Here is a 7,095-nt window from a genome sequence, read left to right on the forward strand (position 1 = left end):
GGTCCGGTGCGGCCCGTGTCCGGGCGCCCCGGGGCGCGGCCGGGTTATCGTCGGGGTGTGGCTCTACCGGCGCACGGCCGGGGCGCCGGCGACTTCGCCTCGCTGCGCGCCGAGTTCGCGCTGCCGGAGACGTTCCCCCCGGACGTGCTCGCCGAGGCGGACGCCGTCGCCGGGGACCCCGCCGATCACGGCCTCGCCCGCGTCGACGCGACGGATCTGCCGCTGGTGACGGTCGACCCGCCCGGGGCGAAGGATCTCGACCAGGCGCTCGCGGTCGGACGTCGCCGGGGTGGCGGGTTCCGCGTGCGGTACGCGATCGCCGACCTCGCCGCGTTCGTGCCGCCCCGGGGTGCCGTGGACGCGGAGGCACGGCGGCGTGGCCAGACCTACTATCTGCCGGACGGCAACGTCGGACTGCACCCGCCGCAGCTGGCCGAGGGGGCGGCGAGCCTGTTGCCCGGCGTCGTCCGGCCCGCGGTGCTGTGGACGATCGACACCGACTCGCACGCCGAACCCACCGACGTCGACGTCCGCAGGGCCTGGGTGCGCTCGGGCGAACGATTCGACTACGACGCCGTCGCCGCGGCGGTGGCCGCGGGCACCGCCCACCCCGCCGTGGCCGAGCTGCCCCGGCTGGGCCGGCTCCGGCGGGAACGGGCCGTGCACCGGGGCGCGGTGGAGCCGCAGCTGCCGGAGCAGCGCGTGACCGCCGGGCCCGGTGGTTGGACGCTGGACAGCCGGGCACGCCACGAGATCGAGGATTTCAACGCGGAGATCTCCCTGCTCACCGGCATGACCGCCGCGTCGATCATGCTGCGCGCCGGGGTCGGGGTGCTGCGCACCCTGCCGGAGGCCGATGACGACGCCCTCGCCTGGCTGCGCCGCAGTGCGCACGCCCTGGGGGTGGACTGGTCGCCGGAGGTCCCGGTGGGGACGGTGCTCGCCGGGCTCGACCCGGCCGACCCCGCGTCGCTGGCGTTGTCCGCCGGAACCAAACGGTTGTTGCGCGGCGCCGGGTACACCGCCTTCGACGGGGCGGTGCCGTCGGTCACCACCCACGCCGGAATCGGCGGCCCGTACGCGCACGTGACCGCGCCGATCCGGAGGCTGGTGGACCGCTTCGCCACCGAGGTGTGCCTGGCGGTCACCCACGGTCGGCCGGTGCCGGAGTGGGTGCGGCAGGCGTTGGACGAGCTGCCCCGGCTGATGGGGACCTCGGACACCCGCGCGGCGCGGGTGGAGCGCGCCTGCCTCGACCAGGTGGAGGCGTGGGTGCTGGCCGGGCACGTCGGGCGCACGTTCGACGCGGTGGTGCTGCGCCGGGAGGCGACGTGGGCCGAGGTGTTCCTGCGTCGACCACCCGTGCTGGGCCGGTGCGTGCGGGCCGGCACGGCCGACGGGGACGTGCCGGGGAGCGGCCGGGTGCGGGTGCGGCTCACCGAGGTGGACGTCGACCGGCGGCGGGTGTGCTTCGTCCCGGCGTGAGGCGGGCGGTCGCGGAGTCCCCGGCGGAGTCCCCCGGTGTGGTCCCCCGGAGTCGGCCTGCCGGGAGCTGCCCACCCGGTCCCGGCTCACCCGGTCCCGGCCCGCCCGGTGTCCCGGGGACCGCGCCGTGGCGCGGGGCTGGTGGACTGGACGGTATGCGTACCGATGCGACCGCGCCGACCGACGATCTCGGAGCCCCGGTGCCCCTGGCCGCCCGCCCGGAGCGGGTGGTCTCCCTGGTCCCGTCGTTGACCGAGGCGGTGGCGACCACCGTGCCCGGGGTGCTGGCCGGGGCCACCACGTACTGCTCCCACCCCGTCGACCTCGACGTCGGCAGGGTCGGGGGCTCGAAGTACCCGACCGTGGACTCGGTGCTGGACCTGCGGCCGGACCTCGTGCTCGCGAACGCCGAGGAGAACCGGCCGGACGACGTCGCGCGGCTGCGGGAGGCCGGGGTGCCGGTGTGGGTGACCGCGGCGCTGGACTCCCTGGAGCGGCTGTTCACCCGCGCGTTCGAGGTCCCGGTGCCGGAGTGGCTCACCTCGGCGCGGCGGCTCTGGGGTGCGGTCGCGCCCGTGCGCGCGCACGCCGTGGTGCCGGTGTGGCGCAAACCGTGGGTCGTGCTGGGCCGGGACACCTTCGCCGGGGATGTGCTGCGCCGGGTCGGCGTCCCGCACGCGTACGCCGACCATGCCGACCGCTACCCCCGGCCGTCCCTCGACGAGCTGCGCGCCCGCTTCGCCGACGGCGAGGCGGACCTGCTCGTCCTGCCGGACGAACCGTACGCCTTCACCGACGACGACGGCCCCGACCACTTCCCCGGAGTCCCCTACGTCCTCGTCAACGGCCGCCACCTCACCTGGTACGGCCCCTCCCTCGTCGAGGCCCACCCCACCCTCCTGCACACCCTGTCGGGTGTGCCGTGAAGGGCACTTTCCCTGCGTGTGACGCAGTGAATGTGCCCCTCGCGGCGTCCGATGCAGGGAACGTGCTCCTCACGCTCGGCCGCCGGCCGCGAAGCGGTCGGTGGCAGTGCGCAGGGCGGGGAGGATTCCCGGGTCGGTGACGGCGTGGCCTGCCGTGTCCAGGACGGTCAGGATGGAGTCCGGCCACGCCCGGTGCAGGGCGTGGGCCGTGGCCGGCGGGCACACAGCGTCGTAGCGGCCCTGCACGATCGCGCCCGGGATGCCGGCCAGCCGGTCGGCGTCCCGGAGGAGGGCGCCGTCGTCGAGCCACGCGCCGTGGACGAAGTAGTGCACCGCCAGCCGGGCGAACGGCACCGCGAAGGCCGGATCCGCGTAACGGGCCCGGTGGGCGGGCCGGGGGGTGATCGACACGAGCGCGCCCTCCCACTCGCTCCAGGCCACCGCGGCCCGCTGCCGCACCGCCGGGTCGGGGTCGGACAGCAGCGCGGCGTAGGCCGCCAGCGGGTCGTGGCGCCACTCGTCCGGCACCGGATCCAGGAAACGCTCCCAGTCCTCCGGGAACAGCCACGCCGCCCCGCCGGCGTAGAGCCAGTCCAGCTCGCACCGTCGCGCGGTGAACACCCCGCGCAGCACCAGCCCGGACACCCGGTCCGGGTGTGTCTCGGCGTAGGCCAGCGCCAGCGTGGCGCCCCACGACCCGCCCAGCAGCAGCCACCGCTCGATGCCGAGGTGTGCGCGCAGCCGCTCCAGATCGGCCACGAGATCCCAGGTGGTGTTGCCGGCGAGCCCGGCGTCCGGGTCGGCGGCCGGGTCGGTCACGCTGTCGGCCACGTGCGGCGTGCTGCGGCCGCATCCGCGCTGGTCGAACTGCACGATCCGGTACGCCGACGGGTCGAAGTGCCGCCGCGTCAGCGGGTCGCTCGCCCCGCCCGGACCCCCGTGGACGACGACCGCGGGCCGCCCCTCCGGATCGCCGCTGACCTCCCAGTGAATGCGGTGACCCCCGCCGACGTCGAGCATGCCCCCGTCGTACGGCCCGATCGCCGGATACAGCCCCTCCACCGTGCCTCCGCTCGTCGACGCCCGTGGCGTGTGCCGGGCGCGGTCACACGCCCGGCACACGCGGGGGAGATCCTGGCAGCCACCAGGGGGGCACCCGGACGACCGGTGTCGTCCGGGGCGCCGTCAGTGGAAGGTGTGTTCGGACGACGGGAATGTGCCGTCCCGGACCTCCGCGGCGAAGTCGCGGGCCGCCTGGGCCAACATCCCGCCCACGTCGGCGTAGCGCTTGACGAACCGGGGCGCCTTACCGCTGCTCATCCCGGCCATGTCCTGCCACACGAGCACCTGCGCGTCGCAGTCCGGCCCCGCGCCGATCCCGACCGTGGGAATGCGCAGTTCGTGGGTGACCTGCTTCGCGACCTCGGCGGGCACCATCTCCAGCACCACGGCGAACGCGCCCGCGTCCTGCAGTGCCAGCGCGTCGGTGACCAGCTCGTCCGCGGCCGTGCCGCGGCCCTGGACCCGGTAGCCCCCGAGGTTGTGCTCACTCTGCGGCGTGAAGCCGAGGTGGCCCATGACCGGGATCCCGGCGGCCGTGAGCATCTCCACGTGCGGTGCGAACCGGCGACCGCCCTCCAACTTGACGGCGTGCGCACGGCCCTCCTTCATGAACCGCACCGCCGTGTCGAACGCCTGCGCGGGGGAGGCCTGGAACGACCCGAACGGCAGGTCGGCGACCACCAGCGCGCTGCGGGCCGAGCGGGTCACCGACCGCACCAGCGGCAGCATCTCGTCCACCGTCACCGGCAGCGAGCTCTCGTAGCCGTACACCGTGTTGGCCGCCGAGTCACCCACGAGCAGCACCGGGATCCCGGCCTCGTCGAACAGGGCGGCGGTGTGGGTGTCGTACGTGGTCAGCATGGGCCAGGTCTCGCCCCGCTGCTTCATCTCCCGCAGGTGGTGCACCCGGACCCGCCTGCGGGGGGCCTCCGGCGCGGGCGCCCCGGCGCCGTACGGCGCGTCCGTCTCGTCCCGCGTGGTGGCGGGTGCGGTGTCGTCGGTGTGCCCGGCGGCCGGGCCGGTGCCGGTCGCGTCCGGCGTGGAACGCGCGTCGTCTCGCGACATCCTCGTCGACCGTCCTTCCCTCGAGGCCTCCACGAGGTCCCCGGGTCGTGATCGTTGGACACCTTCAGCGTCGCACCGGCCGCGACGGCGCCCAAGCGGCTGCGATGAGCTTCACAGGGGGTCCTGCCCTCCGGCGCGGACGGCGAACGGCTGTGCTCGCCGGGTGCGGCGTGATAAGTAGTTCGCCATGCTCCCGGCCCTGCCCCGTTCCGCGCCGTTCGGCGTGGTCCGGACTGCGGCCGTCCTCCTGCTCGGCGTGGGCACCGCCGCCCACCTCGGATGGCTGGCCGAGCTGGTGCTGGACACCGACCTGTCCCCGCTGCACGACCTGCCGGTGGGGCTCAGCGCCCAGGCGCAGCCGTACCGGACGCTGTTCCGCCTCGCGGAGGCGGTCGCCGGGGTGGCGTTCATGCTGTCCACCCCGCCGTTGCTGCGGCTGGCGCCGGTGCACTGGCAGGGCAGACTCACCGTCGCGGCGGTCTTCTCGTTCGGCGCCCTGATGCTCGTGCGGGCCGGGTTCCCCCCGGACTGCGTCCCGGCACTGTCCGAGGTGTGCGCGCCCCGCGGGGATCTCTCGCTCGCCCACCGGGTGAACGTCGTGGCCTCGGCGGCGCTCGCCGTGCAGTACGTCGTCGGCCCGGCGGTCCTCGCGCTCTGGTGGCACGCCGGGTGGGGCCGCGTCGCCCGGTGTGTCGTGGTGGTCGAGTGCGCGGCGGCGGTGGCGCTCGCGACCGGCGTCGTGACCGGGGTGTCGCGGTTCGCGGGGGTGGCCGCCCGGGTGCAGCTGGTGGCGATGTCGGTCCTGCTCTGCGCCGGCATGGCCTACCTGGTCGCGGTCGGACGGCGGGTGCGGAGCAGGGAGGGGACACCGTGGTCGCGAACGTGAGTCGAACCCACCGGCCGGGCCGTGCCGCGGCGGGTCCGGGAGGTGTGCGGTGCCCGGTCTGATCGGTCCGGTCTCCGACGAGCGCGCGGGGCTGCTCAACTACCTCGCGCAGCAGCGGTACGTGCTGTGCCTGGCGGCCTACGGGCTCACCGACGAACAGGCCCGCGCCACGCCCGTGGCCGGCCCGCTGAGCGTCGGCGGGATCATCCGGCACGTCGCCGCGACCGAACGCGGGTGGCTGGACACGGTGCTCGGCCGGTCCCCACGCCCCGGACCGGAACCGGGCACCGCACCGGAGGCGACGCTGCACGAGATCATCCGTGCGTACGAGTGCGTCGCCACCCGCACCGAGGAGATCGTCTCGCTGATCGACGACCTCGGCAGACCGGTGCCGGTGCCGCGGGACGTGCCGTGGTTCCCGGACGACGTCGAGGCGTGGTCGGTGCGGTGGGTGCTGCTGCATCTGATCGAGGAGACCGCCCGGCACGCCGGACACGCCGACCTCGTCCGGGAGGCCCTCGACGGCGCGACGGCCTTCCCCCTCATGGCCGCCGCCGAAGGATGGCCCGAAACGCCCTGGCTGCGCCCGTGGCGCCCCCCGGGCCCCGCCCGGTCCCGCTGACCGGGCGGTCACCGTGCGTGGTGGCCGTGAAGGACTCCCTGCCTGCGTCCGACGCAGTGCAGGAGTCCTTCGCGGCACCCGGGGCGGGGAAGGGGGCCTTCACGGCACACCCTGCCGGGTTACCGCCGGTGGCGTTCGCGCCAGGCGTTGGTCATCGGGAGTCTGCGGTCCCGGCCGAACGCCTTGAAGGTGATCTTGGTGCCCGGCGGGTACTGGCGTCGCTTGTACTCGGCCCGGTCCACCATGCGCACCACGCGGTCGATCACCTCGGCGTCGAACCCGGCGTCGAGCAGGTCCGCGAACCCCCGGTCACCCTCCACGTAGTCGTCCAGGATGTCGTCGAGCAGCGCGTAGTCCGGCAGTGAATCCGTGTCGAGCTGGCCGGGCCGCAGCTCCGCCGACGGGGCCTTGTCGATCGAGTTCGGCGGGATCGGCGGGGTCTCGCCGCGCTTGTCCGCCTCCGCGTTGCGCCAGCGGGCGAGCTCCCACACCTGCGTCTTGAACACGTCCTTGATCGGGGCGAACCCGCCGACCGCGTCCCCGTAGATGGTCGAGTAGCCCACGGCCAGCTCGGTCTTGTTCCCGGGCGCCAGCACCAGGTGCCCCTCCAGGTTGGACAGCGCCATCAGCAGCATGCCGCGGACCCGGGCCTGGATGTTCTCCTCCGCCAATCCGCTGCCCGCCAGCCCCAGCTGGTCCACGTACAGCGCGACCATCGCCTCGACCGGCTCCACCCGGTAGTGACAGCCGGTCCGCCGGGCCAGCTCGGCCGCGTCGGTCCGGGAATGCTGCGAGGAGTACTTCGACGGCATGGACACCCCGTACACGGCGTCCGCGCCGAGCGCGTCCACCGCCAGCGCCGCGCTCACGGCCGAGTCGATCCCCCCGGACAGGCCCAGCAGCACCGACCCGAAGTTGTTCTTGGCGACGTAGTCGCGCAGCCCGAGCACCAACGCCGACCACACCTCGGCCTCGTCCGACAACGGCTCGCCGACCACCGGCTCCGCGGCGGCCGGCGGTCCGGTCTCCGGCGCGGGCGCGGGCGCGGA

Annotated in this window: 7 protein-coding genes; 4 read left to right on the top strand and 3 right to left on the bottom strand. The window is 74.9% G+C overall.

What is annotated here, in order from left to right; all coding sequences use genetic code 11:
* The first annotated feature begins 57 nt into the window (after positions 1-57).
* Together SACPADRAFT_RS0209825 and SACPADRAFT_RS0209830 are read left to right on the top strand one after the other, a co-directional pair.
* Positions 58-1,485 (top strand): RNB domain-containing ribonuclease, encoded by a 1,428-nt coding sequence (locus SACPADRAFT_RS0209825; protein ID WP_028662357.1) that lies wholly within the window; start codon positions 58-60, stop codon positions 1,483-1,485.
* A gap of 155 nt (positions 1,486-1,640) precedes the next feature.
* Positions 1,641-2,411: a helical backbone metal receptor gene (locus tag SACPADRAFT_RS0209830; RefSeq protein ID WP_007025751.1), complete on the top strand. Its 771-nt coding sequence runs from the start codon at positions 1,641-1,643 to the stop codon at positions 2,409-2,411.
* Between the two features lie 69 nt (positions 2,412-2,480).
* On the opposite strand, the gene pip is transcribed toward SACPADRAFT_RS0209830, so the two are convergent.
* Together pip and panB are read right to left on the bottom strand one after the other, a co-directional pair.
* Positions 2,481-3,473 (bottom strand): prolyl aminopeptidase, encoded by a 993-nt coding sequence (gene pip, locus SACPADRAFT_RS0209835; protein WP_007025752.1) that lies wholly within the window; start codon positions 3,471-3,473, stop codon positions 2,481-2,483.
* Positions 3,474-3,596: 123 nt separating this feature from the next.
* On the bottom strand, positions 3,597-4,538 hold the full coding sequence (panB, locus tag SACPADRAFT_RS0209840; protein ID WP_007025753.1) for a 3-methyl-2-oxobutanoate hydroxymethyltransferase: 942 nt from the start codon (positions 4,536-4,538) through the stop codon (positions 3,597-3,599).
* Between the two features lie 187 nt (positions 4,539-4,725).
* Between panB and SACPADRAFT_RS0209845 the strand changes: the two genes are divergently transcribed.
* Both SACPADRAFT_RS0209845 and SACPADRAFT_RS0209850 read left to right on the top strand, forming a co-directional pair.
* Positions 4,726-5,424: a DUF998 domain-containing protein gene (locus SACPADRAFT_RS0209845; RefSeq protein ID WP_007025754.1), complete on the top strand. Its 699-nt coding sequence runs from the start codon at positions 4,726-4,728 to the stop codon at positions 5,422-5,424.
* 49 nt (positions 5,425-5,473) lie between these two features.
* Positions 5,474-6,046 (top strand): DinB family protein, encoded by a 573-nt coding sequence (locus SACPADRAFT_RS0209850; protein WP_007025755.1) that lies wholly within the window; start codon positions 5,474-5,476, stop codon positions 6,044-6,046.
* Positions 6,047-6,165: 119 nt separating this feature from the next.
* On the opposite strand, the gene nadE is transcribed toward SACPADRAFT_RS0209850, so the two are convergent.
* A partial coding sequence (gene nadE, locus SACPADRAFT_RS26750) for an NAD(+) synthase (RefSeq protein WP_007025756.1) occupies positions 6,166-7,095 on the bottom strand: 930 nt, incomplete at its 5' end.

The sequence above is a fragment of the Saccharomonospora iraqiensis subsp. paurometabolica YIM 90007 genome, assembly GCF_000231035.2.
Lineage (GTDB): Bacteria > Actinomycetota > Actinomycetes > Mycobacteriales > Pseudonocardiaceae > Saccharomonospora > Saccharomonospora paurometabolica.

What these genes read in the sequence shown, in the direction of transcription:
- SACPADRAFT_RS0209830 (WP_007025751.1), top strand. Translation starts at nt 1,641, where the DNA reads ATGCGTACCGATGCGACCGCGCCGACCGACGATCTCGGAGCCCCGGTG.
- panB (WP_007025753.1), bottom strand. Translation starts at nt 4,538, where the DNA reads ATGTCGCGAGACGACGCGCGTTCCACGCCGGACGCGACCGGCACCGGC.
- SACPADRAFT_RS0209845 (WP_007025754.1), top strand. Translation starts at nt 4,726, where the DNA reads ATGCTCCCGGCCCTGCCCCGTTCCGCGCCGTTCGGCGTGGTCCGGACT.